23 protein-coding genes are annotated in these 26,339 nt (G+C 67.9%); 14 read left to right on the top strand and 9 right to left on the bottom strand.

Annotation, left to right across the window (positions count from 1 at the left end):
• The first annotated feature begins 615 nt into the window (after window positions 1-615).
• Entirely contained in the window at window positions 616-1,836 is a 1,221-nt protein-coding gene (gene ltrA / locus Mschef_RS01695) for a group II intron reverse transcriptase/maturase (RefSeq protein WP_081126114.1), read from the top strand.
• Between the two features lie 111 nt (window positions 1,837-1,947).
• Here ltrA and Mschef_RS01690 read toward each other — a convergent pair whose 3' ends face one another.
• Together Mschef_RS01690 and Mschef_RS01685 are read right to left on the bottom strand one after the other, a co-directional pair.
• Entirely contained in the window at window positions 1,948-2,721 is a 774-nt protein-coding gene (locus tag Mschef_RS01690; protein WP_081126113.1) for an ABC transporter permease, read from the bottom strand.
• The gene (locus tag Mschef_RS01685) at window positions 2,718-3,662 is read right to left on the bottom strand and encodes an ABC transporter ATP-binding protein (protein WP_081126112.1); all 945 of its coding nucleotides are present in this window, start codon (window positions 3,660-3,662) and stop codon (window positions 2,718-2,720) included. The genes Mschef_RS01690 and Mschef_RS01685 overlap by 4 nt, the downstream gene beginning before the upstream one ends.
• A 110-nt stretch (window positions 3,663-3,772) precedes the next feature.
• On the opposite strand from Mschef_RS01685, the gene Mschef_RS01680 reads away from it, so the two are divergent.
• From Mschef_RS01680 to Mschef_RS01665, 4 genes are all read left to right on the top strand, one after another.
• Window positions 3,773-4,522, top strand: coding sequence for an FAD-binding oxidoreductase (locus Mschef_RS01680; protein WP_081126111.1), 750 nt, complete (start codon window positions 3,773-3,775; stop codon window positions 4,520-4,522).
• 263 nt (window positions 4,523-4,785) lie between these two features.
• Entirely contained in the window at window positions 4,786-6,123 is a 1,338-nt protein-coding gene (locus tag Mschef_RS01675; protein WP_168708920.1) for a M23 family metallopeptidase, read from the top strand.
• A gap of 180 nt (window positions 6,124-6,303) precedes the next feature.
• A complete protein-coding gene (locus Mschef_RS01670) occupies window positions 6,304-8,424 on the top strand; it encodes a TonB-dependent receptor (protein WP_081126109.1) in 2,121 nt (706 codons plus the stop codon).
• A 103-nt stretch (window positions 8,425-8,527) separates the two neighbouring features.
• The gene (locus Mschef_RS01665) at window positions 8,528-9,658 is read left to right on the top strand and encodes an NAD(P)/FAD-dependent oxidoreductase (RefSeq protein ID WP_081126108.1); all 1,131 of its coding nucleotides are present in this window, start codon (window positions 8,528-8,530) and stop codon (window positions 9,656-9,658) included.
• Between the two features lie 120 nt (window positions 9,659-9,778).
• Here the strand turns inward: Mschef_RS01665 and Mschef_RS01660 are convergent, their stop codons facing one another.
• From Mschef_RS01660 to Mschef_RS01650, 3 genes are all read right to left on the bottom strand, one after another.
• Window positions 9,779-10,141, bottom strand: coding sequence for a hypothetical protein (locus tag Mschef_RS01660; RefSeq protein ID WP_081126107.1), 363 nt, complete (start codon window positions 10,139-10,141; stop codon window positions 9,779-9,781).
• Complete coding sequence (locus tag Mschef_RS01655; RefSeq protein ID WP_242426413.1) at window positions 10,125-11,825, bottom strand: glycosyltransferase family 39 protein; 1,701 nt, start codon at window positions 11,823-11,825, stop codon at window positions 10,125-10,127. Before Mschef_RS01655 ends, Mschef_RS01660 begins: the two co-directional genes overlap by 17 nt.
• A 263-nt stretch (window positions 11,826-12,088) precedes the next feature.
• On the bottom strand, window positions 12,089-12,853 hold the full coding sequence (locus Mschef_RS01650) for a glycerophosphodiester phosphodiesterase family protein (RefSeq protein WP_081126765.1): 765 nt from the start codon (window positions 12,851-12,853) through the stop codon (window positions 12,089-12,091).
• A gap of 78 nt (window positions 12,854-12,931) precedes the next feature.
• Between Mschef_RS01650 and Mschef_RS01645 the strand changes: the two genes are divergently transcribed.
• The 4 genes from Mschef_RS01645 to Mschef_RS01630 all read left to right on the top strand — a co-directional run bounded on the left by Mschef_RS01645 (window position 12,932) and on the right by Mschef_RS01630 (window position 16,822).
• On the top strand, window positions 12,932-13,696 hold the full coding sequence (locus Mschef_RS01645; RefSeq protein ID WP_081126764.1) for a glycosyltransferase family 2 protein: 765 nt from the start codon (window positions 12,932-12,934) through the stop codon (window positions 13,694-13,696).
• 164 nt (window positions 13,697-13,860) lie between these two features.
• On the top strand, window positions 13,861-14,805 hold the full coding sequence (locus Mschef_RS01640) for an SEL1-like repeat protein (protein ID WP_136256445.1): 945 nt from the start codon (window positions 13,861-13,863) through the stop codon (window positions 14,803-14,805).
• Window positions 14,806-14,894: 89 nt separating this feature from the next.
• Entirely contained in the window at window positions 14,895-15,866 is a 972-nt protein-coding gene (locus Mschef_RS01635) for a hypothetical protein (protein ID WP_081126104.1), read from the top strand.
• 20 nt (window positions 15,867-15,886) lie between these two features.
• Window positions 15,887-16,822, top strand: coding sequence for a sel1 repeat family protein (locus Mschef_RS01630; protein ID WP_081126103.1), 936 nt, complete (start codon window positions 15,887-15,889; stop codon window positions 16,820-16,822).
• A gap of 60 nt (window positions 16,823-16,882) precedes the next feature.
• Here the strand turns inward: Mschef_RS01630 and Mschef_RS01625 are convergent, their stop codons facing one another.
• Window positions 16,883-18,385 (bottom strand): YifB family Mg chelatase-like AAA ATPase, encoded by a 1,503-nt coding sequence (locus Mschef_RS01625; RefSeq protein WP_081126763.1) that lies wholly within the window; start codon window positions 18,383-18,385, stop codon window positions 16,883-16,885.
• Between the two features lie 100 nt (window positions 18,386-18,485).
• Window positions 18,486-18,746: an accessory factor UbiK family protein gene (locus Mschef_RS01620; protein WP_081126102.1), complete on the bottom strand. Its 261-nt coding sequence runs from the start codon at window positions 18,744-18,746 to the stop codon at window positions 18,486-18,488.
• Between the two features lie 130 nt (window positions 18,747-18,876).
• Between Mschef_RS01620 and glnK the strand changes: the two genes are divergently transcribed.
• The 5 genes from glnK (at window position 18,877) to Mschef_RS01595 (ending at window position 23,984) form a co-directional block, all read left to right on the top strand.
• Window positions 18,877-19,215, top strand: a complete 339-nt coding sequence (glnK, locus tag Mschef_RS01615; protein WP_081126101.1) for a P-II family nitrogen regulator — start codon at window positions 18,877-18,879, stop codon at window positions 19,213-19,215.
• Window positions 19,216-19,314: 99 nt separating this feature from the next.
• Window positions 19,315-19,992: a DUF2726 domain-containing protein gene (locus Mschef_RS01610; RefSeq protein ID WP_081126100.1), complete on the top strand. Its 678-nt coding sequence runs from the start codon at window positions 19,315-19,317 to the stop codon at window positions 19,990-19,992.
• A gap of 38 nt (window positions 19,993-20,030) precedes the next feature.
• Window positions 20,031-20,801 (top strand): Crp/Fnr family transcriptional regulator, encoded by a 771-nt coding sequence (locus Mschef_RS01605; protein ID WP_081126099.1) that lies wholly within the window; start codon window positions 20,031-20,033, stop codon window positions 20,799-20,801.
• A gap of 316 nt (window positions 20,802-21,117) precedes the next feature.
• The gene (locus Mschef_RS01600) at window positions 21,118-22,998 is read left to right on the top strand and encodes a M1 family metallopeptidase (protein ID WP_081126098.1); all 1,881 of its coding nucleotides are present in this window, start codon (window positions 21,118-21,120) and stop codon (window positions 22,996-22,998) included.
• Entirely contained in the window at window positions 22,995-23,984 is a 990-nt protein-coding gene (locus Mschef_RS01595; protein WP_242426412.1) for an alpha/beta fold hydrolase, read from the top strand. The genes Mschef_RS01600 and Mschef_RS01595 overlap by 4 nt, the downstream gene beginning before the upstream one ends.
• A 13-nt stretch (window positions 23,985-23,997) precedes the next feature.
• Here Mschef_RS01595 and Mschef_RS01590 read toward each other — a convergent pair whose 3' ends face one another.
• Both Mschef_RS01590 and Mschef_RS01585 read right to left on the bottom strand, forming a co-directional pair.
• Complete coding sequence (locus Mschef_RS01590) at window positions 23,998-25,473, bottom strand: hypothetical protein (RefSeq protein ID WP_081126097.1); 1,476 nt, start codon at window positions 25,471-25,473, stop codon at window positions 23,998-24,000.
• A 96-nt stretch (window positions 25,474-25,569) separates the two neighbouring features.
• Window positions 25,570-26,334, bottom strand: coding sequence for a M48 family metallopeptidase (locus Mschef_RS01585; RefSeq protein ID WP_081126096.1), 765 nt, complete (start codon window positions 26,332-26,334; stop codon window positions 25,570-25,572).
• Window positions 26,335-26,339: the final 5 nt, after the last annotated feature.

Below are 26,339 nucleotides of genomic sequence, written 5' to 3'. Positions count from 1 at the left end.
TCCCCGCGCAGGCGGGGACCCAGTGAGTGACTCGATCGAAATCCAAAAGCGCTGGATCCCCGCCTGCGCGGGGATGAGTGCGCCCGTGAGGGCATCGTATCAGCGCGGTGCAAGTCCGCGTCGGGGCAAGCCACAGGCCCTGTAGTTGAAGGTAACTGCGTCGCTGAGAGGCGGGGTGGAGAGCAACCGGAAACGAACTGATGGTCCGTAGTAAAGCGAACCCGTTTCGGCGGGGTGTTGCGGCGAGCCTGCTCATTCATGGCGAAGCCTGGAACTCACCGATCACGCTGAGGTGGCTGTCAAAGCGATGATCGGGCACACCGTGTGGTTGGGGACGGAACATTGGGAAGGTGCGATGCAGTAAGCGGGGAGACCCGCGCCCGATGTGAACGGGTGAGGGAGTCAGAGCCTTCGTAGTACCGCAGGATCTTGAGTTGAGATCCGCGAAGCGCGGCTAGCAAAACCGCGTGGAGGGAAGGGGGGCAGGAAGGTGGATTCGGGAGGTTGAGAACGATGCACGCAAACTCATCGCAAGTGCCGGTAACGGCTAAGCACGATGAAGATACCCAGACTCGCGATTGGAGTTGGGTGGAAGCCTCGGTATGGACGGACCGAATGTTGGCAGCGCTGGACAACGGCGTGAAGGGAGGAAAATGGTTCAGCCTGATGGACAAGGTGATGCGTCCGGCGACGCTGCAAGCGGCGTGGGGACGGGTGGTGCGCAATTGCGGAGCGGCCGGGGTGGATCGTCAAAGTGTGGACGCGTTCGCGGCCCATGCCGAGCGCTACCTCGACGAGCTGGCGAGGGCGCTGCGCAGTGACACGTACCGGCCCCAAGCGATCAGGCGGGTCGAGATTCCCAAAGGGCGGGGCCAAACCCGTCCACTGGGGATACCGACGGTGAAGGATCGCGTGGTGCAAACGGCGGTACGGCTGGTGATTGAGCCGATCTTCGAGTCGATCTTTTGCGCACACAGCTACGGGTTTCGGCCCGGCCGCGGTGCCAAGCGTGCGCTGCGGGAGGTGGATGCACTGCTGCGGGCGGGGTATTGCCATGTGGTGGATGCCGACCTTGCCGGCTACTTTGACAGCATTCCGCACGCCGGTCTGATGGCGCGGGTGCGCGAGCAGATCGCGGATGGCCGCGTACTGCGCTTGCTGGAATCGTGGCTCAAGCAGGAAGTGATGGCGGGACTGGAACGCTGGATCCCCACGGGCGGTACGCCGCAGGGTGCGGTGATCAGTCCGCTGTTGTCCAATATCTACCTGCATGGGCTCGACGAGACGATGGCCGCAGGTGGCTATCGGATGGTGCGTTATGCCGATGACTTCGTGGTGCTGTGTCAGACCGCGGATGAGGCGCAACGTGCGCTGGCCGAGATTGGCACGTGGGTGGACGCCCACGAGCTGACCTTGCACCCGGACAAGACTCACGTCGGCGACTGCCGACAGGTAGGCCGCGGGTTCGAGTTTCTGGGCTATCGGTTCGAGGCCGGTCAACGCCGGGTACGCACGAAGAGCTGGAACGCGATGCTGGACAAAATTCGACAGCACACGCCGCGTACCAAGGGGCGTTCGCTGGCGAGCATCATCAGCCAGATCAACCCGATGCTGCGGGGCTGGTACCAGTACTTCAAGCATGCCCACCGGATCACTTTCAGCAAGCTCGACGGGTTTATCCGCCGGCGTCTGCGCTCTATCCTTCGTGCATACGAAGGTCGGCGTGGGCACGGTCACACCCGCGAGGACCATCAGCGCTGGCCCAATAGCTACTTCGCTCAGCAGGGGCTTTTCACGTTAACCCAAGCCCATGCCTTGGCGTGCCGATCTCGATGAAGCAACCACCCACTGGAGAGCCGTGTGCGGGAGAACCGCACGCACGGTTCGGAGGGCGGGGAGGTGATGAGCCTTCCCGACCCCTATCGGGCCAAGTCGAGGGTCGCGGACTCAACTGCGCAGCCCGCGTCCGTGGTGCAGCAGGCGCTCGGCGATGATGCCCAGCCCCACGAACAGCACCAGCATCACCGCGTAGGCCGGCAGCAGCGCGATGTCGCCGACGCCGAGCATGCCGTCGCGGAAGGCGCTGACCATGTACAGGATCGGGTTGGCGTGCGAAATGTCGCGCCACGGCTGCGGCAACTGGTCGACCGAATAAAACACGCCGCCGAGGTAGGTGAGCGGGGTGAGCACGAAGGTCGGCACCAGCGCGATGTCGTCGAACTTGCGCGCGAACATGGCGTTGATGAAACCGGCCAGCGAGAAGATCGCCGTGGTCAGCACGACGCTGCTGAGCGTCACCCAGATGCTGACGATGTGCAGGCTGGTGAAAAACAGCGAGATGCCGAGCACGATGGCGCCCACCATCAGTCCGCGCAGCATGGCGCCGCCAATGTAGCCGGCGAGGATCACCCGCGGCGGCATCGGGCTGACCAGCATTTCCTCGACGTAGCGCCCGAACTTGGCGCCGAAGAACGAGCTGGTGACGTTGCCGTAGCTGTTGGTGATCACGCTCATCATCACCAGGCCGGGGGTGATGTACTGCATGTAGGTGTAGCCGTGGATCGCGCCGATGCGGCTGCCGATGAGCGTGCCGAAGATCAGGAAATACAGCGTCATGGTGATCGCCGGCGGCATCAGGGTCTGCCCCCAGATGCGCACGATGCGGATCATCTCGCGGCGGATCAGGGTGTAGAACGCCACCCACTGCTGATACCAGCTCATGCCGCGCGCTCCGTGGCGCCGGTCAGGCGCAGGAAGAGTTCTTCCAGGCGGTTGGACTTGGTGCGCATCGAGCGCACCACCAGCCCGGCCGTGCTCAAGGCTGCGAACAGCGTGTTGAGGTCGCGGCCGCGCGGCAGCTCGACCTCCAGCGTGGACTCGTCCATGCGCCGCAGGATCAGGCCCTCGAGGTGCGGCAGCGACTGCTGGGTGCACGGCGCGACCAGATCGAGCACGAAGGTTTCCACATCGATCTGGGTCAGCAGCGCCTTGACCGTGGTGTGCTCGATGATCTGGCCGTGATCGATGATGGCCACGTTGCGGCACAGGTTTTCGGCTTCCTCGAGATAGTGCGTGGTGAGGATCACGGTGACGCCTTCGCGGTTGATCTGGCGCACGAACTGCCACATCGAGCGGCGGATCTCGATGTCCACGCCGGCGGTGGGCTCGTCGAGGATCAGCACGCGCGGCTCATTCATCATGGCGCGCGCGATCATCAGGCGCCGCTTCATGCCACCCGACAGGTTGCGCGCCGGTTGCTGCGCCTTGTCCCACAGGCGCAACTCGTTGAGGTATTTCTCGGCGCGCTGCTTGGCGACAGACCGTGGCACGCCGTAGAAGCCGGCTTCGTTGACGCAGATGTCGAACAGTTTCTCGAACTGGTTGAGGTTGATCTCCTGCGGCACCACGCCGAGCAGCGCCATGGCGCGACTGCGCTCGCGCTGCACCGACACGTCGAACACGCGCGCCTCGCCGCCACTGCTGTTGACCAGCGAGGCGAGGATGCCGATCAGCGTCGATTTGCCGGCGCCGTTGGGTCCGAGCAGCGCGAACAGGTCGCCGGCTTCGACCTTGAGGTCGATGCCCTTGAGTGCTTCGACGCCGTTGGGATAGGTTTTGCGCAGCGCGCGCAGATCGAGCGCGGGGATCGCGGACATGGGCATGAGCCGAAAGACAAGGCGCTAGTATAGGAGCGCATGACCCGCGTTCCGTCGCCGCTGCGCGCACGCAGCGCTTCCACTGCGGCAACCCAACCGAACCCTGCCCACCGCCGATGATCCAGCACTTCACCCTGCGCCTGGCGCAGAGCCGCATGCTCGCAGCCAGCGTGCGTCACCTCGCCTTCGCGCGTACCGACGGCCAGCCGTTTGCGTTCACGCCCGGGCAGTTTCTGCAAATCCATTTCGCCTACGCCGATGGCAAGCCGACCAAGCGCAGCTATTCGGTGGCCACCGTGGCCGCGCGTGACGGCGCGGCCGTGGAGCTGATCGAGATCGCGGTCAGCTACGTGCCGGGCGGTGCCGCCAGCGCGCTGTTCACGCATCTGGAGGAGGGCGGCACGGTCGAGGCCAGCGGACCCTACGGGCGCTTCGTGCTGGGCGAGGCCGATGCCAACCGCCGCTACGTGCTGATCGCCACCGGCACCGGCGTCACGCCGTATCGCGCGATGCTGCCGCAACTGGCCGCGCACATGCGTGCGCGTGGCGTCGAGGCGGTGCTGCTGTATGGCGCGCGCAGCGAGTCCGAGCTGTTGTATGGCGACGAATTCGAGGCGTTCGCCGCCGCGCATGCGGGTTTCCGCTTCGTGCCATGCTTCAGCCGTGGGCCGCGCGCGCAGCCGCATGCGCACGATCGCCTCGGCTACGTGCAAAGCGTGTTGCCCGAGCTGGCGCCCGACCCGGTCGGTGACATCGCCTACCTGTGCGGCAACCCGGACATGGTCGATCAGTCTTTCGAAGCGCTCAAGCTGGCCGGACTGCCGATCCAGCACATCCGCCGCGAGAAATACGTCTCTTCGCGCTGAGCGCCGGCTCTCGCCGCCTGCACCCATGCGGTGCAGCGGCATATCGCGCCAGTGCGCGGGTTTGCCCGGGGCAGGTGCGCAGGGTCGAAAAAATGTACTGCCCGGTACATACGAAATCGTACAGATTGGTAAGGCGTGAAAGCCGCGTGATCTAACGCGCGTCTAACGAGCGCCGGTTATAAGGAACGACGCGCCGCGCCGCGATGCGCCCAGATTCGGGGCAAGTTGCGCAGCTTCATCAGCCTAGATTCGAGGATGTCCCGATGCGTCGAATCCACCGCACCGTTGCCGCTTTGTTGTTGTTCGCGCTCGCCGCCAGTGCCCAGGCCTTCGCCTGCCAGCAGGTGAGCACGGTCCTTGGCCAGGGCGAGATGCTCGATGGCGTGTTCGCGCACTGGGGCGTCACCCGCAGCGATGCCTTCGTCTGGGGCCAGAAGATCGCGCAGCGCATGCCGCTGAGCACGCTGCGTGCCGGCGACCACATCGAAGCTTGTCTCGTCCCCGTGCGCGGCGGCCACCACTTGGTCGGCGTGCGCATCGTGCACAAGGACCGGCATTTCCGTGGCCTCGCCCTGGGTTGGGGCGTGGCTGGCGTGCCGGCGCGCACCATCGCGCGCAACGGCCCGCCGGGCGCGGGCGGTCAATTGCTGGCCGCCGTGCTCACCTCGAATGACGACACGGCGCCGGTATCGGCGCACACGCCCATCCTGCCGCGGGGTACGCCCGAGGACATCAGTTTCATGGTGGCGCATTCGCTCACCGCCGAGCTCGAGGCGCGCCATTTCGACCCGGTGATGGCCAGCGCGGTCAAGGATTGGCTGCATGTGGACAGCAATCTGCCGCAACCGCTGCCGCCCGGCACCTTGGTGGACGCGCTGTTCATTCGCGAGCCTGGCGTGCGCGAACCCGATCTGGTGCGGCTGACGGTGTACGACGCCGGTCGCGAGCACACGCTGTATCGCTTCCGCGACGCGCACGGTGACACCGTGCTGGCCGATTCCGACGGCCAGGGCCTGATGCCGATCGCGCTGGTCATGCCGGTGCCCTCGGCACGGCTGACCTCGGGCTGGGGCTGGCGCATCAATCCGGTGCTGCACATACCCGAGTTCCACAAAGGCGTCGATCTGGCCGCGCCGATGGGCACACCGATCCACGCCGTGGCCTCCGGGCGCGTGGATTTCTTCGGTTGGCACGGCTATTACGGACAGATGGTCGAGTTGCGCAACGGCCCGGATCTGGTCACCCGCTACGGCCACATGTCGCGCTACGCGCGCGGCCTGCACGATGGCGAAATGGTCCATGCCGGCCAGGTGATCGGCTATGTCGGCAGCACCGGGCTGTCCACCGGTCCGCATCTGTATTTCGAGATCTGGGAGCACGGCAAGCGCATCGATCCGTTGCGCATCGAGGCGCAGACCGCCGCCGTCACACCGCAGGCCAATCCGGTCAAGCTGCTGCCGGCCGTGGTGACCCCGGTGCAATTGGACGGCAGCGAGTTGTCGCGCTTCCACGCGTTCCGTGTCGCCTTGCAGCACGCCTTGAACGCACCCGCCGACAGCGCCGCGCCGATCGCCACGGCCACCTTGAACCCGATGCCTTAGTGGCATCCGCGCGCGGCGAACGCCGCGCGCCATGATGGTGGCGCCACGCTTGCGTGAGCCGCAAAAAGCCCGCCTTTCCGGCGGGCTTTTTGCGTGCGTGACGCATGACTTTGGGCCCATGGCATCGCGCGGCGCACATGTTACTGTGTAACAACACTGACCGAACGCCGGAGTTTGTCCATGTCCCCGCGCCATTTCTCACGCGCGCCGCTGGCCGTCGCGCTGCTGCTGGCCCTGCACAGCCCGCTCGGCCATGCCGAGGACCGCACGGATGCCGCCAAACCGAAACAACTGGCCACGGTCACCGTCAACGCGGTACTGGACCAGGCGCGCAACCAGCTCGCGCCGTCCACCGGCAGCAGCCTGTACGTGTTCACCCGCCAGGCCATTGCCAGCTTGCCGCTGGGCGAATCCACGCCGCTGAACCAGGTGCTGCTGCAGGCGCCTGGCGTGGTGCAGGACTCCTACGGCGAGCTGCACGTGCGCGGTGATCACGCCAACCTGCAATACCGCATCGACGGCATCATCCTGCCGGAGAGCATCTCCGGCTTCGGCCAGACCCTGGACACGCGCCTGATCCACAGCGTGTCACTGCTCACCGGCGCGCTGCCCGCGCAATACGGCCTGCGCACTGCGGGCGTGATCGACATCCGCACGCGCTCGGGCGCCAAGCTCGGCAACGGCGGCAACATCGGCGTGACCGTTGGTAGCCGCGGCACGATCGAGCCCTCGCTCAGCCTGTTCGGCCACAGCGGCCGCTGGAGCTGGTTTTTCAGCGCTGACTACCTGAAAAACAATCTCGGCATCGAGAATCCCACGGCGGCCAGGGATGCGATCCACGACACGACCTGGCAGGGCAAGGGCTTCGGGGCGTTGTCCTACCTGATCAACGACACCACGCGTCTAAGCGTGCTGGCGGGCGTCACCAACAACCGCTTCCAAATCCCCGACAATCCCAATCAGGCGCCGGTCTACAGCCTCGCCGGCGTCAGCGACTACCCCTCGGTCGACCTCAACGAGCGCCAGCGCGAACTGACCCGCTTCGCCATCGTCAGCCTGCAGGGCAAACTCGGCGCCACCGATTACCAGATCGCCGCGGGCCAGCGTTACAGCCAGGTCGATTTCACCCCGGACGCGATCGGCGACCTGATCTACAACGGCGTTGCTTCCACCGTGGGCCGCAGCAATCGCGCCAGCACGCTGCAGGCGGACTTCGCCACGCCGCTGGGCGAGCGCAACACGCTGCGCTACGGCGTTTACGCCGACTTCCAGCGCGGCCTGCAGGACAACACCGCGTTGGTGTTCCCCGCGGATGCCGATGGCAACCAGACCAGCGACGTGCCGCTCGGCATCACCGACAGCAACCGCCTGCTCGCGCGCACCGCCTCGGCCTACGTGCAGGACCAGTGGAACATCAACGAGCAACTGACGCTCAACGGCGGCCTGCGCTACGACCACATCGGCGGCTACCTCGACGAGAGCCAGTTCAGTCCGCGTCTGGGCATGGTCTATGAAATCAGCGACGACTGGACGTTGCATGCCGGTTACGCGCGCTATTTCACCCCGCCAGCCACGGAACTCATCGCCGCGACCGACATCGCGAAGTTCCAGGGCACCACCAACGCACTGCCCACCGATGCCAACACCAACGTGCGCGCCATGCGCAGCAATTACTACGACGCCGGCGTGCAGTGGCGGCCCGGCGACTCGCTCACCCTGGGCCTCGATGCCTACCTTAGCCAGGCGCGCAACCTGCTCGACGAGGGCCAGTTCGGCACCGCGCTGGTGTTCAGCGATTTCAACTACCGTTACGGCCGCAACCAAGGCATCGAGTTCAGCGCCAACTGGCAGCATGGGCCGCTGCGCGCGTGGTTCAACCTGGCCAACAACATCGCACAGGGCAAGCAGGTGGCATCCGGCCAGTACAACTTCGACGCCGCCGAACTGGCCTGGATCGCCAGCCACTGGATCGCGCTGGACCACGCGCAGCGCCTGACCAGCTCCGGCGGCGCCAGCTACCGCCTGGATGACGGCACGCAACTCGGCTTCGACTATCTCTATGGCAGCGGCTTGCGCGCCGGCTTCGCCAACACCGAGACGCTGCCGGCCTACTTCCAGCTCAACCTCAGCATCGCGCGCAGCCTGGAGCTGCCGGCGCTCGGCGTCGTGCACGCGCGCTTGGCGGTGATCAATGCGCTGGACCGCGTGTACGCCATTCGCGATGGCTCCGGCATCGGTGTCGGCGCGCCGCAGTATGGTCCGCGGCGCGGTTATTACCTCGGCTTGAGCAAGGATTTCTGAGCGCGGGCGCTGCCACATCGCGGCGGCCTGCCGCAGGCGCGCGCACTTGCGTTCATGCGTGGCGGCGCAAAATCGCCACCTTCACGCGCGCAGGGAGCAGCACATGTCCGGCATCACCCTCGTTGGCAGCAGTTTCGGTGCAGTCAGCGCCATCCGTGCATTGCGCAAGCGTGATGCGCGCGTGCCCATCAACGTGCTCGCGCCCAAGCCCGAGTTGATCTACAACGCCAGCCTGATCTGGGTACCCACCGGTCTGCGTCGCGGCAATGCGCTGCGCGTGCCGCTGCAGGATTTCTTCGCGCGGCACAACGTGCGCTTCATCGCCGGTCGCGCCTGCGGTCTTGAAGAAGCCGGGCGCCGGATACTCACGGACGCTGGCCAGACACTGGAAAACGCCGGCCTGATCATCGCCAGCGGCGCACGCCACATCAAAAAGCTGCCGGGCATCGAGCACGCGCTGACGATTTGCGATGGCATCGAAGCCGCCGAGGCGATCCAGGCGCGCCTGCAGGGCATGAGCGGCGGCACCATCGCGTTCGGTTTCGCCGGCAATCCCAACGAGCCCGCGGCGGTGCGCGGCGGGCCGATGTTCGAGCTGCTGTTCGGCATCGAGACCTGGTTGCGGCGCACGCGCCAGCGCGGCAATTTTCGCCTCGTGTTCTTCTCGCCCGCGGCCACGCCCGGCGAACGTCTTGGCGCGCGCGCGGTCGCTGGCCTGCTGGCCACCATGCAGCGGCGCGGCATCGAGACCCACCTCGGCCACAAACTGGTCAGGTTCGAGGAACGCGCGGTGCATACCGAAGGCGGCAGCATCAGCGCCGATCTGATCCTGTTCATGCCCGGCCTCACCGGCCCGGCCTGGGTGCAGGACAGCGGCCTGCCGTTGAGCCCCGGCGGGTTCGTGCGCGCCGATGCGCAGTTGCGCGTGCCGGGCTGCGCGCGCTGTTACGTGGTCGGCGATGCCGGCAGCCACGCCGGCCCCGACTGGATGCCCAAGCAGGCGCACATGGCCGACCTGCAGGGCGCGGCGGCGGCGGCGAACCTGCTCGACGAGCTGGCTGGCAAGGCGCCCACGCAGATCGCGCCGGCCGAGCTGGTGTGCATCGTCGACAGCCTCGATGGCGGCACGCTGGTGTATCGCACCGAAACGCGCAGTCTGCTGCTGCGCTCGCGCCTGTTCCATCCCGCCAAGCGCTGGTTCGAACGGCGCTACATCGCCGCCCTGCGCGGCTGAGGCCGCGCTCGCTTCTATCAGTGCAACGCGGTTGAGGCCGCGTCCGCTTCTGTCAGTGCAACGCGGCCGAGGCCGCGTCCGCGCGGCCAGCCGGAGGGCAGACGGCGCATGGCTGCCCGATCAGTCCGACGCGTCTTGCGGGTCAGCGCGCGCGATGCGTCTGAGGAATACGCGCATCTCCTTGGCGGCCTGCACATCGCCCTGCATTTCGGCGGCGGCGATGCCTTGGCGCCAGGCGTCGGCGGCGTCATCGCGGCGGCCGGCATCCAGCAGCGCGCGGCCGAGAAACTTCCAGGCCGCGCTGTAGCGCGCATCGAACCGCAGCGCGCGTTCGAACTCTGCGATCGCCGTCGCGTGCGCGCCGGCGCCGGCCAGGGTCTGCCCGAGCATGCAGCGCAGCAGCGCGCCGTCGCGCGGCCCGTCGCACTGCGCGCGCAGCGCGGCGATGCGCGCGGCCAGCGCCGCGTCAGTGGGCGACGGCATCGGCCGCCCCTGGCACCACCAGCGCCGGGCCGCTGTCCGCGGGTGGCGTGCGCCCGGCGCGCACGTCGGCCAGCACGCGCGCCGGCCACAGCACCAGCCATACACCGCGAAAGCGCTGCGCGTACAGCGCATGGCGGCGCGCTTCGGCGTCCAGCGTGGCCGGATACGCCAGTACCCAGCCCGCGGGGTGCGTGTGCAGCCAGGTGTTCAGTTCGGCGCCGTCGTCCAGCGCCGCGATGGGTTTATGCAGCCGTCCGAGGAAGTGGAACTGGCCCTCGTACATGCCGATGTTGCCGATGGCGATGCCGCGCGCCTGCGCCTGCGCCAGCAGCGTGCTGATGCGGTGCAGGTCGTAATCACGCCACAGCGTCAGCGTGAACAGCGCATTGGCGGCCACCACGCCGAGCATGCCGGCGACGGCGATGCGGCGCAGCTCGCCGCGCCCGCGCAAGAGCAGCCACAGCGCCAGCAGCACGAAGACCACGCCGAAGCTAGGGCTGTGCACGGCCACCGCGCGCAGCGCGTAATCGTGCCGCAGATCGCCGCGCGCGCTCAGCCACGGCAGCATGAACAGCAGCACGCCCAGCGCCGCGCTGAACAGCGCCAACGGCCACGGACCCAGCCAGGCGTTGCGCTCGCGCGCCGGATGGCGCTCGCGCATGCGCGCCAGCGCGAACGCCAGCAGCAGCACCAGCCCGCCCAGCTCCGGCAGCGGGTAGTACGCCTGCTTGCCGCTGACCAGCGAGAACGCAACGAACACCGGCAACAGCCACGCGAGCAGGAACCGCTGCCCCGGCTCGAACGGCCGCCCCAGGCTGCCCAGCGCCGCCCACGCGCGTGGCCACAGCGCGAACGGGAACAGCAGCAACGGCAGCAGCGGCACGTACCACCAGAGCGGCCGCGCATGCGCGAAGGCATCGACCACGCGGCCCGCGGTCTGATGAAACAGCAGCAGCTCGCGGTACACCGGGCCACCCAGCCACGCCGCCGGCAGCGCCCAGCCCAGCAACATCAGCACGCCGACCAGCAGCGCCAGCGCGCCGCGTCCATACCAGGCGCCGCGATGCTGTCGCGCCCACGGCTGCCACCACGGCCCCAGCAGCCACACCAGGCCCACGTGCAGCAACATCACCGGCCCCTTGGTCAGCAGGCCGAGACCCAGCGCCAGCGCGAACAGCACGAAGCGCGGCGCCTCGCGGCGCGGGCTCGGCACCAGCGCCAGCAGCGCCAGCAGCACCCATACCGCGAGCAGGCCGTCGTACATGATCTGCAGGTCGAACAGAAACCCGTAGGTCAGCGCACCCAGCAGCCACGGCGCACTGCGCGCGATCCATGGCCGCGTCGGAAACAGGCGCCGTGCCAGCGCCTGCACCAGGATCAGTTGCGTCAGGCCAATCAGTACCAGCAGCAGGCGCGGCCACAGATCGCTGACGCCGGTGATCGACCAGCCGGCGAAGAACAGCCAGTAGATCAGCGGCGCCTTGTCGCTGTAGGGCGCGCCGTTGAGCATCGGCACGATGTAGCTGGCGTGCTGCCACATGTCCCAGGCCACGCCCAGGGTGCGCGTGGAATGCATCGGCATGGGCCCGTGCGCGAACATCGCCAGCAGCGCCAGCGCCAGCCACAACGGGGCCCATGGCCACAGCGCGCGCAGCGATTCCAGTCGTCGATAACCGAGGTTCACGGTAGGGCCCTTGCACGGATCGCGCAGTGTAGCGGCGCGGGCTTCATATCGATGCGCATTCGACAAGGCAAGATTTTTCGAGCAAATGGCCGGGTCGTCTGGGCTCGTCATCCCCGCGCAGGCGGGGATCCAGTGACTTCAGCAAGCGCTGTGTGAGCAGCGGCGCTATCAAGAAGTGCTTTCCCCCACCCCACCTTCGCCGGCGGCCGGCTTTGCGCGGGAATGACGCCTGATCATGCTCAGGATTTGAGCGCAAATTCGTATCAGGCGTTGCCGCGCGCGGGCAGGTCGAGGCGATCCGTGAACACGCCCTCCACGCCCCACGCCCACAGGCGCGTTGTCGTGGGCATGCGATTGACGGTGTACACACGCAGTGCCAGGCCCGCGGCATGGATCGCGCGTGCGCGCGCCGGCGTGACCGCGCGCCAGTGCAGATGCAGCGCACTGGCACCCAGCGCGCGGGCGCTGCGCAGCACGCGCGCGTCGTAGTGCGCGCACAGCAGCGCAAGTTGCAATCGCGCTTGCCGCTGCGCCAGCACGGCGCGTGCCGCACGCAGCGCGCGCGGCGAGAACGAGGACAACAGCGGCGCGGGCGCGCGGGGTTGCTCGCACAGCCAGCGTGCCACGCGCGTCGCCACTACCACGCCCGTGCGCGCCGCGGCGCCGCGCGCGGGTTTCAGTTCCAGATTCAGCCAGGCGCGGCGTGCGGCGGCAAACGCCAGCACCGTATCCAGGCTGGCCAGCGGCTCGCCGCGGAAGCGCGCGCCGAACCAGGCTCCGGCATCGAGATCGCGCAGATCGTCCCAGCGCTGCGTCGCCGCCGCGCCGCGCACGCCGGTGGTGCGCGTCAGCGTGGTGTCGTGAAGCAGGAACGGCACGCCGTCGCGGCTCAGTGTCACATCGCATTCGAACGCACGAAACCCGGCTGCGTAGCCGGCGCGGAATGCGGCCAGAGTGTTTTCCGGCGCGGCGCGGCCGCCGCCGCGGTGCGCGATCCAGCGCCGATCAAAAGCTGCGGGCTCGGACATGGCGCGAGCATAGCGCTGCGCGTGACGGCCCATGCTGCGATGATGCGCGCTGCCGCCGCATCCGCACCTGCATCCGCCATGAGCCGCCCCGCGATCTCCGCCTGCGTGATCACCTTGAATGAGGCCGACCGCATCGAGGCCTGCCTTGCCGCGCTGGCGTTCTGCGACGACATCGTGCTGGTGGATTCGGGCTCCAGCGATGCCACGCGCGAACTGGCCGCGCGGCACGGCGCACGCGTGTTCACCCGCGCCTTCGACGGTTACCGCGCGCAGAAGGATTTCGCCGTGCAGCAGGCGCGCCACGACTGGATCCTGTGCGTCGATGCCGACGAGCGCGTCAGCGCCGAACTGCGCGCCAGCATCGAGGCCGCGCGCGATGCCGGTTTCGTCGGCGCGCATGGCTACCGCTGCGCGCGCGCCACGCGCTACTTCGGTGAATTCCTGCGCCACGGCAATGCCTATCCCGACCGCGTGCTGCGCCTGTTCGACCGCCGTCACGGCGGTTTTCGCGGCGTACGCGAGATCCACGAGCATGTCGAGGTCGATGGTGCCGTGGCGCTGCTGCGCGGCGACCTGCTGCACGAGGCCTATCGCTCGCTGGACGACCAGCTCGCGCGCTACCAGCGCTACGCGCGCATGATGGCCGAGCACCTGCACGCGCAGGGACGTCGCGCGCGGCTGCGCAACATCGTGCTCAATCCGGCCTGGCGTTTCCTGCGCGGTTACGTGCTGCGCGGCGGGTTCCGCGACGGCTGGCGCGGGTTGTTCTACGCCTACGTCGAGGCCGGGTACGTGCGCCAGAAGTTCCTGCGCCTGTGGCTGCTGCAGCACGGCGCGGGCTGAGCACGCCGCCGCAAGGCAGGCGGCATGCGCGTTCGCGCCGCGCCGCCGCGCAGGCCGGGGCGCATCCACGCCACGCGCTGTAAGCAAACCGTAGGCCGCGCAGGCTTGTTCGCGACACGTGCGCGTTCTAGCGTGCGCAACGTGGCGAATGGCAGGGAGTGGACATGCGCGCACGTGGGGGATTGCCGATGACGGTCCTGGTGCTTGCCGGCCTGTTCGGCGCGCAGGGTGCGGTTGTTGCGCTGGCGGCAAGCCCCGCCGATCCCGTCGCTACATCGCTGCTTGCGCTGCAAGCGCGGTCGCCACAGCGCCCGGGCGGCGCGGCGGTCGCCACGGTGCTCGATACGCATGCACCGATGCCGACGCGCGAGGCGGCCCTGCAGCAGGTGCGGATGGCCGCAGAACAGGGCGACGCGTTCGCGCAGCTGCTGCTCGGCGCGCTGTACTTCCAGGGGCCGCAGGGCGCGCACGCGCTGCTGCCGCGCGATCCGGCGCTGGCCGATGTGTATCTGTCCAACGCCGCGACTCACGGCAACGTGTTCGCGATGGCGGCGATGGCCGAGCTGGAACTGCAGCAGCACCATGTGCTGCAGGCCAACGTGTGGGCACAGCTCTATGTGCATTACGGTGTGCGGCCGGACGATCTCAAGCGCGCCACCTATGCGGCGATCCTGATGCATCGCTCGTGGCCAAGGCTGCCCAAGGCCGAGGAGCAGACCGCGGTCGATGACATCAATGCCTTCATCCGCGCGCACCAAGCCAGCATTCGCGCGGGCCAGCGTCAGTCACGCAGCGCGAAGATCGCCAGGAGACTGGACGATCCAGTCTGCCGCCTCGTGTCCCTGCACCCCGATGCGCATCATGCTGCGCTCGTATCGGGTTACGACGGCGTGCAGCCCGGCATCGCGCTGTACTGGATCGGTGTGGATGCGCGCGGCCGTGCGCACGCCGTGGAGCCGATCCTGTCCCTGCCCGACTGGCGCGTGCAGCGGCGCATGCGTGATTACGCCGCAAGCTGGCGCGCAACACCCGCGCCGCGATGCGGCAAGCCACTGCGCTATGCATTGCTGCCGGTGGCATTCAATCGCGGCATGCCCGGCACGGCGTGAGGGTCGCCACGCGCCCCATGCGGGTGCCCGCCCGCCTCACGCCGGGCCGCGCGCGTTCGAACTGTTTGAGTCAGCCAGAAGGAGTGGTCATGCACACATCGCGCTGGTTCCGCTGCAGCATCGCATTGCTCGGTTCGTGGCTGGCCGTCGCATGCCTCGCGCAAACCGCGCTGCCGGCGCAGGCGTCCTCCAGCGCGGGCCAGCCGCCGTTGCTGCCGGCGCCCGCCGCGCAGACGGTTCCGGCGATGGCGCGGGACCACGACGATGCCCTGCTCGCGCTGACCGCGCTCAGCGACAAGCACCCCAAGCCCGAGCGCCTCGCCGCCATCGGTGCGCTGACCCGGCTGGCCAAACACGGCAATGCCTTCGCCGAGTACGTGCTCGGCTCGCAGTACATGTGGGGCGCGCAGCGACCGCACGCGCTGCTGCCCTACAACGCCACGCTGGCCAACGAGTATCTGGCCAACGCCGCGATCCGCGGCAACCTGTTCGCCATGCAGGCGCTGGCGCAGTTCGATCTGCTCAACCATCACCCGCTGCAGGCGATGATCTGGGCGCAGACGCTGGCTTATTACCACCACCAACTGAACCCCGAGCAGCAGCGTATGCACGGCTACCTGCCCGAGCTGATCGCGCGTGCGCAGCGCCAGCTCAGCGACGCGCAGAAAGCCGCGGTGCTGGGCGATGTCAATGGCGTCATCGCGCGCTACGGCGCGCGCATCGAAAAGGGATTGCACGACCGCGGCATGCCGCAGCCTTCACTGTTGTGCCTCACGCGCCGCATCGCGCCGCCAGCCAACATGCCGGCTTTTCCAACGCCGGATTTCAGCGGACGCTATCCACACGCGGTATCCCTGATCATGCTGTACGCGGTGGATCCCGCGGGCAGGATCGCGGATCACGCCATCATCAACATGCTGCCCGACTGGCGTGTGCACAATGAATTGAACTATCCGCTGGCGCTGATGCGATTCAACGCCACGCCGTATTGCCAGCACCTGCGCCCGGCCATCCAGCCTGTCGAATACGACGACAGGCGTTACACCATGCACTGGCACTGAGCATGGCCAAGAGGACACCCATGATCGATCCGATCTTGCACGGCATGCGGCGCATCCTGCTGGCGGGCATACTCGCAGCGCTGGCCGTGGCGGCCGTGGCGGCGGCGCCCGCGCCGGCCACGGCACCCACCCCGGCGGAATCTGCAGGCCGTGTGGCCAAGGTGCAGAAAGATGCCGACCAGTTCGCGCTGATCAGCGGCCGTGGCAGCGCACAGGTCTGCAAGGCGGGATTCGAATCGTTGCGGCGCGGCGCGCTGCGGGGCAATGCGGTCGACCAGCTCACCCTGGGCGCACTGTATCTGCATGGCCGCGTGTGCGGCCGTTTCCATCTGGCGCGCGATGACCACAAGGCCTCGCTGTACCTGGCGCACGCCGCGATCCAGGGCCGCCTGTTGGCCATGCCGGCGATGGCCGAACTGGACGTGCGGCGCGGCCGCGCGCTGGAGGCCAACGTCTGGGCGCTGGCTTACCTGCATTACGCGGTTCCGAAACAGCAGAACACCGGATACCCGGCCTCGCTGCTGCATCGCACGCTGGGCATGCTTTCGGCGGCGCAGAACAAGCAGATCGTGCGCGATACCAATGCCTTCATTCTGCGCTACAACGCCGGCATCGAGGCCGCTCTGCATCAGCAGGCGCAGCCGCCCACGGCCTGCCGTCCGCGGCCCGTCGACGCCCATTCCCGCGTGCCCCTGCTGCAGCCGTTCTCGCGGATACATATCGCCGCCATGCACCGCGCTTTGGTGCTGTACCTCGTCGCCTATGATCGCGACGGCCGCGTGCAAAAACTGGCGACGTTGTTCGCCGAGCCGCGGTGGCGTGATGCGCGGCGTCTGCGCCGGATCGCGGAACAGCGCCGGGTCTCAGCTGCACCTGCTTGCGACGCTGCGCTGCGCTGGGCGTTCCTGCCGGTGGAGTTGGATAATCACAAGTACCGCATCAGCCATCGCGGCTGAGCAGCATCGGTTCACGATCATGCGCTGCCCGCATCGGTGCGTCATGCTGGCGTGCCTGGTTCAAATCGCCAGCCCGCGGAACTGCAATGCCTCGGCCAGGTGCTCGCGGCCGACGCAGGCGGCGGCGCCGTCCAGATCGGCGATCGAGCGCGCCACGCGCAGGATGCGGTGGTAGGCGCGCGCGGACAGGCCCAGCTTGTCCACCGCGCGTGCCAGCAGGGCGCGTTCGGGCGGGCCCAGCGCGCAGTCGCGCTCGATCTCGCGCGCGGCCAGCTCGGCGTTGGGGCGTCCGGCGCGCGCGTAGGCGTGCTCGCGCGCGGCGACCACGCGCGCGCGCACCGTGGCGCTGTCCTCGTCGCGCGCGCCGCGTGCCTGCATCAGGTCTTCCAGCGGCACGCGCGGCACCTCGACCTGCAGGTCGATGCGATCCAGCAGCGGCCCGGACAGGCGCGCGCGGTAGCGGGTGATCTGATCGGGCGTGCAGTGGCAGCGCCCGCCGGGATCGCCGGCATAGCCGCACGGGCACGGGTTCATCGCCGCGACCAGTTGAAACTGCGCGGGAAACTCGCAGCGGCGCGCGGCGCGCGCGATGGCGATGCGGCCGGATTCCAGCGGTTCGCGCAGTACCTCCAGCACGTGGCGATCGAACTCGGGCAGCTCGTCCAGAAACAGCACGCCGTGGTGCGCCAGTGAAATCTCGCCCGGACGCGGATGCGAACCGCCGCCGACCAGCGCCACCGCCGAAGCGGTGTGGTGTGGCGCGCGGAACGGCCGCCGCCGCCAGTGCGCCAGCTGGATGTCCTGCCCGGCCACCGAATACACGGCCAGGGTTTCCAGCGCCTCGAATGAACGCAGCGGCGGCAGGATGCCGGGCAGGCGCTCGGCCAGCATGGTCTTGCCGGTGCCGGGCGGCCCGCTGAGCAGCAGGTGATGGCCGCCGACCGCGGCGATCTCCAGCGCACGGCGTGCCTGCAACTGGCCGCGCACATCGGCCAGGTCCGGCCCACCGACCGCGCCGTCCCACACCGCGGCCTGCGGGCAATCCAGCTCGGCCTTGTCGCACAGCCACGCGCACACCTCGGCCAGGCTGTCGGCCACGCGCACGTCGAGATCCTCGACCAGCGCGGCTTCGGCGGCGTTGGCGCGCGGCACCACCGCGCTGCGTCCGCTGGCGCGCACGCGCAGCAGCGCCGGCAGCACGCCGTTGACCGCGCGCAGTGCGCCGGACAGCGCCAGCTCGCCCATGAACTCGCAGTGCTCGAGCTTCTTGCGCGGCACCTGGCCACCGGCGGCGAGGATGCCCAGCGCGATGGCGAGGTCGTAGCGACCGCCTTCCTTGGGCAGATCGGCTGGCGCCAGATTGACCGTGACGCGGCGCGCCGGGTATTCGAACAGCGTGGCCTGGATGGCCACGCGCACGCGATCACGCGCCTCGCGCACCGCGGCCTCGGGCAGGCCGACGATGGACGTGCCGGGCAGGCCGCCGGACAGATGCACCTCGACGATCACCTGCGGGGCCGAGACGCCTTCCTGGGCGCGGGTGAGGGTGACGGCAAGACTCATGCGTGCGCCAAAAAAGCTCGCCCCACAGGCCGTCGCGTGGTGGCGCATAGGGGCGGAGCCCTGCAACCGGCGGGGCGCGCGCGCGCAGGCATCGGTCCGCTCAACGCGGCGGATGCTCGCCGGCGAGCTGCTCCAGCGCGGCCAGGCGCTGCTCCATCTCAACCAGTTGCGTGCGCGTGCGCTGCAGCAGCAGGCGCTGCACGTCGAACTCCTCGCGCGTGACCAGATTGACGCGCGCCAGCCCGGCCTGCAGCACCTCGCGCGCGTTGGCAGTGAAGTCGGCACGTGCCTGCGCCAGATCGGGCGGCAGCAATGCAGCCAGACGTTGCGCGATGTTGTCGATGTTTTGCGTGTCCCACATAGGTCTCACCTCGTTGCCCGGCAGTGTGCCCGGCTGCGCGCAAGAGTACGCGCAGTGCACGGCGTCGGGGTTTTCCTACAACGCGCGCCGCGCAATGGCAGAATGGCCCGGCCCAACAGGAACCGATGCCATGAAGCTGATCACCGCCATCATCAAGCCGTTCAAGCTCGACGACGTACGCGAGGCGCTGGCCGAGGTCGGCGTGCAGGGCATCACCGTCACCGAAGTAAAAGGCTTCGGCCGCCAGAAGGGCCACACCGAGCTCTACCGCGGCGCCGAGTACGTGGTCGATTTCCTGCCCAAGATCAAGCTGGAAGTGGCGGTCACCGACGATCTGGTCGAACGCGTGATCGAGGCCATCCAGCACAGCGCGCGCACCGGCAAGATCGGCGACGGCAAGATCTTCGTCAGCAATCTCGAGCAAGTCATCCGCATCCGCACCGGTGAGCTGGACGGCGACGCGCTGTAGCGCCTGCGGGCGCGCCGCAACCCCGCGCAGCGGCGCATCGTTCCGCACATGACGCATGCTGCTTAACTCTAGCATTGGATTCCAAGGGGAGTGCGTCGCATGTCGTTGTTGGTTCTGCTGATTGTTTTCGCATTGCTTGTTTTCGTCGTTCTTGCAGTGCTCAAGAACAAGCAAGGCGGCGTAGGTTCAATCGGCTTCCCGTACCAGCCTGCAAAGGCGCTCTTTTCAGACGCGGAGCGTTCCTTCCTCGGCGTCCTTGATCAAGCGGTTGGTTCGGAGCACCGCGTTTTCGGCAAGGTTCGTGTCGCAGACGTTGCAATCGTCAAGCCGGGTCTTGACAAATCCGTTCGCCAGAGCGCTCTCAATCGCATCGCCTCCAAGCACTTGGATTTTGTCGTGTGTCGGGCGGGCGACTTGGTCGTGGTCTGTGCCGTGGAACTCAACGACAAGTCGCATGTCAGCCCGCGTGCGCAATCCCGCGACGACTTGCTACTGAAAGTGTGTCAGACCATCACTGATCACGGTTCCAGCCAGACAGGCATACTCGCCACAAGATATCCGCTCGCAGTTCTTGGCGGCCATTTCTCTCCCGCAAGTTGGTGCGCCGGTCGGCACCTGACAATTCAAACCGAAGCCGTTTCGTGGTTTGTAACGATTCAGGCGTTGCGCAGCCAAGTTATGCATGGGGTTGTCCCGGGCAAGTTTCCAGAGCCTCGCCATCCGTGGGCCACTACATCGAATTCACGCGCGACAAAACGTGCGTCCAAACCGCTGTGACCGGTAATCTCTGCTTGCCCAGTTCCAAGAATGCCGGAATGTCCGCCGAACCCCAGCCCCAGCAGAATCATCTCCTGGCAGCCTTGTCGCCAGACGTCCAGGGCCGTTTGTTCCCGTACCTGGAGCTTGTGCGCCTGCCGTTGCGCGCGCTCCTGTACGAGTCCCTGCATCCCATGCGGCACGTTTACTTTCCCACTGACTCCATAGTGTCGCTGCAGTACGTGATGGAAAACGGGGCGTCGACCGCGATCTCCGTGGTGGGCAACGAGGGCTTGCTGGGTATCACGTTGTTCATGGGTGGGGAGAGCTCACCGAGCCGGTCACTGGTACAGAGCGCCGGATACGCTTATCGACTCCCGAGACCGCGGGTAAAAGAGGAGTTCAACCGCCACGGCCAGTTGTTGCTGCTGATGCTGCGCTACACGCAGGCCCTGATCACGCAAATCTCCCAGACCGCAGTTTGCAACCGACACCACTCGATCGACGAGCAGATTTGCCGCTGGCTCCTGCTTTCCATGGATCGTCTGTCACATAGCCACTTGACGATGACACAGGAATTCATCAGCAACATGCTCGGCGTTCGCCGGGAAAGCGTTACCCAGGCCGCGTTGAAATTGCAGCAGCTGGGCGTCATTTCCTATTCGCGCGGATTGATCAAGGTGCTTGACCGGCCGAAACTGGAAACCCTGAGTTGCGAGTGCTACGGCGTGGTCAAGAAGGAAACCGATCTGCTGCTTCATTACCTGCCGCAGCGCCAAGTGATTACGAATATCGACTCCATCCCCACGGCAACGCTTCGGACGTCGTAGGCCGTGAGGCATCGACAACCGGTACCTGGGAAACGCTTTCCCAACCGCGGCCCGACAAGGCGCTACAGGCGAACATCGCGGCTTCGGCGCTGGTCGGCTAGTTGGCTCACGCGTCAGCGGTCACGCAATAGTCTCGTCTCCGTGTTGCCTGGACAGGCTGCGGCTTTGCAGCCGGCCTTTGACGCAGGCCGGATGCCTGCTGGCCCTGATGGAATCTGCACCATCCGTCGTCCACCCGCACCAATGACCTTTGCCGCAGGTGCGCCCCGCGTACGCAGCGCATAATCGCGCGCTGATCCTTCGCACGAGATGCCCCATGCGCCTTTCCGCGCTGCTGGCGCTGGTCGCCATCGCTCTGCCTTATTCGGCGGCCGAAGCCGCGCAAGATCCTTATTCCTACGCCGAGCCGGACAAGGTGCGCGTGCGCCATGCCGAGCTGGATCTGGCGCTGGATTTTCCGGCGCGCACGATCGCCGGCACGGTGACGCTGGAGCTGGACTGGCGTGAGGCCAGGGCGGACATGCCCGCTGTGGGCACGCTCAGCCTCGACACGCGCGATCTGACCATCGAGCGCGTCGAGGCGCTGGATGACGCCGGCCACGCGCAGGCGTTGAGCTACACGCTGGCCGCGCCCGACGCGGAGCTGGGCAGCAGGCTCGGCATCACCGCGCCGGGGCAACCGGCGCGCGTGCGCATCGCGTATCGCACGGCGCCCACGGCCAGCGGCCTGCAGTGGCTGGACAAGCAACAAACCACCGACAAGCAGGCGCCGTTCCTGTTTTCGCAGTCGCAGTCGATCCACGCGCGCTCGTGGATTCCGCTGCAGGACACGCCCGCGGTGCGCTTCAGCTACGCCGCGCGCGTGCGCGCGGCGCAGGGCATCAAGGTGCTGATGAGCGCGCTGCGCCAGCCGGCGCAAGGCGAGGTGCAAGGCTTCAGCCAGCCGCAGCCCATTCCCAGTTACCTGATGGCGATCGCCGCGGGCGCGCTGGCCGAGCAGGCAACATCCAAGCGCACCGCGGTATGGGCCGAGTCCTCGCAGGTGGCGGTGGCGGCGCGCGAGTTCAGCGACATCGAAGCGATGATGCGCACCACCGAGCAGCTCTACGGCCCCTATCGCTGGGGCCGCTACGACATGCTGGTGCTGCCGCCGAGTTTTCCGTTCGGTGGCATGGAAAATCCCGAGATGACCTTCCTCACGCCGACGGTGATCGCCGGCGACAAATCGCTGGTGTCGGTGGTGGCGCACGAGTTGGCGCATTCGTGGTCGGGCAATCTGGTGACCAGCGCCACCTGGCGCGACATCTGGCTCAACGAAGGTTTCACCACGTATGTGGAAAACCGCATCGTCGAGGCGGTGTACGGCAAGACCCAGGCCGACGAGGAGTTCGTGGTCGCCGCCGGCGAACTCAAGCACAAGATGCAATCGCTGTCGGAAAACCAGCAGCGCCTGGCGCCGGCGCCGCGCGAGGTCGGTGCCGACGACGCGCTGACCGATGTGGCCTACGTCAAGGGCGCGTGGTTTCTGCGCTTTCTCGAAGCGCGGTTCGGACGCGTGGTGTTCGATGCGTACCTGCGCGATTACTTCGACCATTTCGCGTTTCAAAGCATCACCACCGAGCAGATGCTCGATTACCTGCGCGCGAACCTGGTCGATCGGCATCCGGGCAAAGTGGACTGGGATCAGGTCGAGCAGTGGGTGTACGCGCCGGGGCTGCCCGACAGCGCGCGTCTGCCGGCGGTGCCGGCCTTCACCGCCATCGATGCAGCGCGCGCCGGTTTTCTCGATGGATCGCTGAGCGCCGCCGCGCTGCCGGGCGGGGACTGGAACACACACGAGTGGCTGTACTTTCTCGATCATCTACCCGAGGCGCCGACGCTGGCGCAGGTGCAGGCGCTGGACGCAGCGTGGCGGCTCACGCGCAGCAGCAATGCCGAGATCGGCATGCGCTGGCTGCCGCGCGCGATTCGCGCTGGCGATAGCGCCGCGTGGCCGGCGGCGCGCGCCTACATGTTGCGCATCGGCCGCATGAAGCTCACCCTGCCGGTGTACCGCGCCTTCGCCAGTACGCCCGCGGGGCTGGCCTATGCTGAAACCGCCTACGGCGCGCACCAGGCCGAATATCATCCGCTCACCCGGCAAGCCATCGAGAAGGTGCTGCGCAAGGCGCACGCGCAACCTGAAGCGACCCCATGACATCCACGCCACGCTCCGGCTTCAAGTTCATGTTCCTGCGCCGACTGCGTCGGCTCGGCGCGCTGATTGGCGTGCTGCTGCTGGTGCTGCTGGGCGTGTATTTTTTCGCGCCGCAATGGCTGCTGCGCGCGGGTTACACCTTGCATGCCTGGGACGCCAACCTGCACAGCCGCAGTGTCGAGGTCGACGGCGTGCGCTGGGCGTACTACGAAGGTGGCCATGGCCCGACGCTGGTGTTGTTGCACGGTTTCGGCGGCTCGCGCCAGAATTGGGTGCCGACGGCCAAGTTCCTCGCGCGCGACTTCCACGTGATCATTCCCGACCTGCCCGGCTACGGCAGTTCCTCGTCCGTGCCCGCCAGCGCGGGCGGCATCCATGGCGAGGCACGGCTGCTGGCGGGTTTCGTCGGTGCGTTGGGGCTCAAGCACTTCGGTCTGGTCGGGCATTCGCTGGGCGGCGCCATCGCCGGGGTTTACGCGGCGGCGCATCCGCAGCAGGTGTTCGGGCTGGCGCTGGTGGACTCGGCGGGCCTGCCCTATCCGCCGACGCCGCTGGCGCGCGCGATGTTGGCCGGGCAGGACCCGTTCGTGTTCGACGATCGCGCCGGGCTGCGCAAGTTGCTGGCACTGGTGTTCGTGCATCCGCCGTATCTGCTGCCGCGCCTGGCCGATGCACTGGTCGCCGAAAACAAATCGCGTCGCGCCTTTCTCGAAGGCGTGTTCGCGCGCCTGCGCACGCCCACGGACGCCACCGCGCTGGTGCCGGTGCTGCCCAAGCTGACCATGCCGGTGCTGGGGCTGTGGTGCAAGGACGATCAGGTGGTTCCGCCCAGCGCCATGGCGGCGCTGCGCCAGGGCCTCAGCGCCACGCCGCAGATCAGCATGACCGAACTCGGTGGCTGCAATCACATGCCCAACGTCGAGCAACCGCAGGAAACCGCGCAGGTGCTGACGCAGTTCTATCTGCTGCCCGCCACCGGCGGCTGAGTGCGGGCCTGGCTCATTCGCTGCGTGCCGCTGACGCGGCGGCTGCAGCGGGCGCAGCCAGGCGTTGCAGGCCGATGATGCGCCAGGCGCCATGCGTGCTTTGCATGTCCAGTGCCAGCGCGCCACGATACAGCGCGGGAGTGGCGGCGCCATGCTCCAGTATGCGTGCCTCGTAGCGCAACAGCACCCGCGCACGGGCGCTGCCGGCCGGCGCGATGCGCACGTCGCTGAGACGCAAACTGCGCGCTGCGCTGCCGGCGAACAGGCGCGCGTAGGTCGCGCGCAGCGCGGCGAAATCGCGCGGTCCCTCGCGCACCTGCGGCGCGAACAGGGCCATGAAGCCGGGCAGGTTGCCGCGCGCATAGCTGTCGCTAAACGCGCGCAGCAATCTGGCGATGGCGGCGGTGTTGGCCGTGGGTGCCGCTACCGCTTCCAGCACCGGCAGGGATGCCGACGCGAGTCGCGGCGTCGGTGCCGCCACGGACGGGATCGGCAAGTGCAGGCCCGGCAATGCGGGTCGCAGCATGCGCAGCGGTGCGACGCGCACCTGCGCAGCGCGCACGGGCAGCGCTGGCGACGGGCGCAACGGCCGCCACGCCACCGCCAGCGGGGTGATCGTCCCGGCCTCCGGCACGCGCACGGCCGACGCTTGCGGCATGGGCGCAGCCTGCAAACGCATGGCCGGGAGCTCGATCCCCCGCGTCAGCGCCGGCAGGGCGATGGGCACGCGCGGCGGTGCCAGCGGCAGTGCGGCGGGCCACGCCAAGCCTGGCGCCAGCGCGGCGGATGTCTCGCGCGGCGCGGCGCCGTGCCATTGCCGCGACAACCACAGCAAGCCCAGCGCCAGCGCCACGCCGATCAGCGCCAGTACGAGCAAGCGCAGGGCCTGCATGCCGGTGTGCGTCGGCCGCAGCGCCGCACGTGCCTGCTGTACGCGCCCCGGCTGCAGCGCGGGCGTGGGCATGCGCGCTGCGCGCGCGCCGGGCTGCAATTCACGCAGCGTTTCATGCTGCGCGCGCCGTACCTGGTCTGTGTGCAGCGTTGCCAGCGGGTTGCGCGCGCGCGTACGTGCCAGCCACAGCAGCATCAGCCGGGCGTGTTCGCGCACCTGGCGCGCATCGGCGCCGGCCTGCAGGCCCAGCACGCGCCAGGCGCTGGCCGCCGGCACGAACAACACCTGCACGAGATAGAAATCCAGTGCTGATTGCAGGGTCTGCGGCGGCGTGCGCAATACCGCGGCGACTTCCTGCAACTCCACCGTGCCGGCCGCGCAGTGCAGCAGCAGGTCGAACTCGGCATGCGGCAATGCCGCGCGGCGCAGCGCCACGGCGCGCTGCGGTTGCTGGTAGAGCTCCAGCGCCAGACGCAGCGTGGCCAGTGTTTCGGACTGCATGGCACGCACCCCTGCGGGCAGGTCGATATCCATGGCCGCCACCGCAGCAGGCGCGGTGGCGCGCGCGTGCGATCCGGGCCGGAGAAAAGCGTTCATGCGGGCGCCAACGAGTGAGGCGGCTGACTACGCTAGTGCGTGTACGGTCTAAAAGCCTCGGTGCGCGCAGCCTGACACAGATTCGTGCCACTCGCGCTAGCCACGCGCCGGCGTGCCGATCAGGCGCATCAACTCCAGCTTGAGCTGCGCGCCGTGCTCGCGCAGCCATTCGCGCTGCTGCGCGAAGTCGCGATCCAGCGCCTGCACCTGCGCCCAGAAACGCGCGCTGTGGTTGCGCACGCGCAGGTGCGCCAGTTCGTGCGCGACCACATAGCGCGCCACCGCCGGTGGCGCCAGCGCCAGCGCCAGGTCGAGGGTGATGCGGTCGCGCGTATCCAGGCTGCCCCACAGGCTTTTCAGCGGGCGTACCTGCAGCGCGTTCGGCGCCAGGCCGAGATGCGGTACCAGCGTGTTCAGCGCACGCGCCGCATCGCGGCGCAGTTCGGATTCCAGGAAGCCGCGCAGCAGGCCGTGCGCCAGCGCCAGCGGTCGCGCGCCGTGCGCCGGCAGTTGCAGCTGCACGTTGCCGGGCGCGTGCACCAGCGCCGGGAAACGGCCCTCGCGCCAGCGCAGGTGCAGGCTTTCGCCGCGCAAGTGCAATTGATCCGGATGGCCGACGCGCAGCGCCGGCACGATTTCGTCGAGATGCAGCTCGCTGAGTTTTTGCCGCAACCAGGCGGCGTGCTGGCGCACGAAAGCCTGCGCCTGCGCAGGTTGCGTGCCCGGTGGCCAGGTCAGGCGCGCGCCATTGATATCCACGCTCAGGCGCAGCCGCCGCGCACGCGGATGCACCGCGCGGCGCAAGCGCAACATGCCGCCGGGTGCGGCCACCTCGAACCAGTCTTGCTGCATTGCCGGCATCGCTG

Origin of the sequence: Metallibacterium scheffleri (assembly GCF_002077135.1) — a bacterium.
Taxonomy (GTDB): Bacteria; Pseudomonadota; Gammaproteobacteria; order Xanthomonadales; family Rhodanobacteraceae; genus Metallibacterium; species Metallibacterium scheffleri.
Note: the sequence above shows the minus strand (reverse complement) of the source record. Positions and strands in the feature narration are given on the sequence as shown.

Excerpts from the sequence above, each read along its gene's own strand:
- ltrA (WP_081126114.1), top strand. The coding sequence starts at position 616 with ATGTTGGCAGCGCTGGACAACGGCGTGAAGGGAGGAAAATGGTTCAGC.
- Mschef_RS01665 (WP_081126108.1), top strand. The coding sequence starts at position 8,528 with ATGTCCGGCATCACCCTCGTTGGCAGCAGTTTCGGTGCAGTCAGCGCC.
- Mschef_RS01620 (WP_081126102.1), bottom strand. The coding sequence starts at position 18,746 with ATGTGGGACACGCAAAACATCGACAACATCGCGCAACGTCTGGCTGCA.
- Mschef_RS01635 (WP_081126104.1), top strand. The coding sequence starts at position 14,895 with ATGCACACATCGCGCTGGTTCCGCTGCAGCATCGCATTGCTCGGTTCG.
- glnK (WP_081126101.1), top strand. The coding sequence starts at position 18,877 with ATGAAGCTGATCACCGCCATCATCAAGCCGTTCAAGCTCGACGACGTA.
- Mschef_RS01650 (WP_081126765.1), bottom strand. The coding sequence starts at position 12,853 with ATGTCCGAGCCCGCAGCTTTTGATCGGCGCTGGATCGCGCACCGCGGC.
- Mschef_RS01685 (WP_081126112.1), bottom strand. The coding sequence starts at position 3,662 with ATGCCCATGTCCGCGATCCCCGCGCTCGATCTGCGCGCGCTGCGCAAA.
- Mschef_RS01590 (WP_081126097.1), bottom strand. The coding sequence starts at position 25,473 with ATGAACGCTTTTCTCCGGCCCGGATCGCACGCGCGCGCCACCGCGCCT.
- Mschef_RS01690 (WP_081126113.1), bottom strand. The coding sequence starts at position 2,721 with ATGAGCTGGTATCAGCAGTGGGTGGCGTTCTACACCCTGATCCGCCGC.
- Mschef_RS01600 (WP_081126098.1), top strand. The coding sequence starts at position 21,118 with ATGCGCCTTTCCGCGCTGCTGGCGCTGGTCGCCATCGCTCTGCCTTAT.
- Mschef_RS01605 (WP_081126099.1), top strand. The coding sequence starts at position 20,031 with ATGTCCGCCGAACCCCAGCCCCAGCAGAATCATCTCCTGGCAGCCTTG.
- Mschef_RS01670 (WP_081126109.1), top strand. The coding sequence starts at position 6,304 with ATGTCCCCGCGCCATTTCTCACGCGCGCCGCTGGCCGTCGCGCTGCTG.
- Mschef_RS01680 (WP_081126111.1), top strand. The coding sequence starts at position 3,773 with ATGATCCAGCACTTCACCCTGCGCCTGGCGCAGAGCCGCATGCTCGCA.
- Mschef_RS01645 (WP_081126764.1), top strand. The coding sequence starts at position 12,932 with ATGAGCCGCCCCGCGATCTCCGCCTGCGTGATCACCTTGAATGAGGCC.
- Mschef_RS01595 (WP_242426412.1), top strand. The coding sequence starts at position 22,995 with ATGACATCCACGCCACGCTCCGGCTTCAAGTTCATGTTCCTGCGCCGA.
- Mschef_RS01660 (WP_081126107.1), bottom strand. The coding sequence starts at position 10,141 with ATGCCGTCGCCCACTGACGCGGCGCTGGCCGCGCGCATCGCCGCGCTG.
- Mschef_RS01610 (WP_081126100.1), top strand. The coding sequence starts at position 19,315 with ATGTCGTTGTTGGTTCTGCTGATTGTTTTCGCATTGCTTGTTTTCGTC.
- Mschef_RS01625 (WP_081126763.1), bottom strand. The coding sequence starts at position 18,385 with ATGAGTCTTGCCGTCACCCTCACCCGCGCCCAGGAAGGCGTCTCGGCC.
- Mschef_RS01630 (WP_081126103.1), top strand. The coding sequence starts at position 15,887 with ATGATCGATCCGATCTTGCACGGCATGCGGCGCATCCTGCTGGCGGGC.
- Mschef_RS01585 (WP_081126096.1), bottom strand. The coding sequence starts at position 26,334 with ATGCCGGCAATGCAGCAAGACTGGTTCGAGGTGGCCGCACCCGGCGGC.
- Mschef_RS01675 (WP_168708920.1), top strand. The coding sequence starts at position 4,786 with ATGCGTCGAATCCACCGCACCGTTGCCGCTTTGTTGTTGTTCGCGCTC.
- Mschef_RS01640 (WP_136256445.1), top strand. The coding sequence starts at position 13,861 with ATGCGCGCACGTGGGGGATTGCCGATGACGGTCCTGGTGCTTGCCGGC.